Consider the following 986-nt stretch of genomic DNA (forward strand, 5'->3'; position numbering starts at 1 on the left):
AGGCCGACCGGCAATAGGCAGCCGCTGTCGGGCGACCGGGCAGGGTGGATGCAGTGCGGGCACGGGTCCGCGTGATCATGGAGTTCTCTACGCTCAGTGATCACGAAGGACGGCCGTGCCCGCGCTGCCATCTTGCCTGCTCGAACCCCTCTGGGACCAGTTCGCAGCTCTCCTGCCCGTCCGGCGTGAGTTCGCCGCGGACCACCCGCTGGGCTGCCACCGTCGCCGGATCGCCGACCGGACGGTCTTCGAGCACGTCGTGCTCGCACTGGTCCACGGCTCAGGCTACGAGCGCATATCCACCCCCGGCTGCTCCGACCGCACCATCAGACGCCGCGTCAAACAGTGGGCTGAACTGGGAATATCCCAGCAAGTCCACGCCCTCGCGCTTGAGGCGTACGACCGCGTGATCGGCCTCGAGCTGAGCGAGATCTCGGTGGACGGCTGCATCACCAAAGCCCCCTCCGGCGGCGACAGAGCCGGGCGGTCGCCGGTCGACCGGGGCAAGCAGGGACTGAAACGCTCGGTCGCCTCCGACGCCTGCGGTGTCCCGCTCGGGATCGTCTCCGCCGGCGCGAACCGGCACGACTCACCCCTGCTCGGGCCCACCCTGGACGCGGCGAAAGAGCAGGTCGGCGCGATGCCGGACAGAGTGAACGTCAACCTCGACCGCGGCTACGACAGCGCCAAGTCACGTTCACTGATAGCCGAGTTGGGCTTCACAGCCGAGATCGCACGCAAGGGCATGCCCGCTCCGATCCAGGCCGGCAAGCGCTGGGTGGTGGAGCGCACCCACTCGTGGATGAACGACTACGGCAAGCTCCGGCGCTGCACCGAGAGGAACGGCGAGGTTGTGGACTTCTACCTCCACCTCGCCGCCGCCCTCGTCACGCTCCGCATGCTCATCCGCCGCGCGGCGAACCGCTACCGCTGGCCCAGCCGCCCCACCACCCGGCGTCTCAAGTGATCCATTTGCCGGTCGGTCT

The 986-nt window shown here is 68.6% G+C and carries 1 protein-coding gene; it reads left to right on the forward strand.

The window, feature by feature from the left end; all coding sequences use genetic code 11:
• Positions 1-115 precede the first annotated feature (115 nt).
• Positions 116-967 (forward strand): IS5 family transposase, encoded by an 852-nt coding sequence (locus tag ACFP3U_RS36920; protein ID WP_380230156.1) that lies wholly within the window; start codon positions 116-118, stop codon positions 965-967.
• Positions 968-986: the final 19 nt, after the last annotated feature.

It is taken from the genome of Kitasatospora misakiensis, assembly GCF_042656005.1.
In the GTDB taxonomy this organism is placed as follows: domain Bacteria; phylum Actinomycetota; class Actinomycetes; order Streptomycetales; family Streptomycetaceae; genus Kitasatospora; species Kitasatospora misakiensis.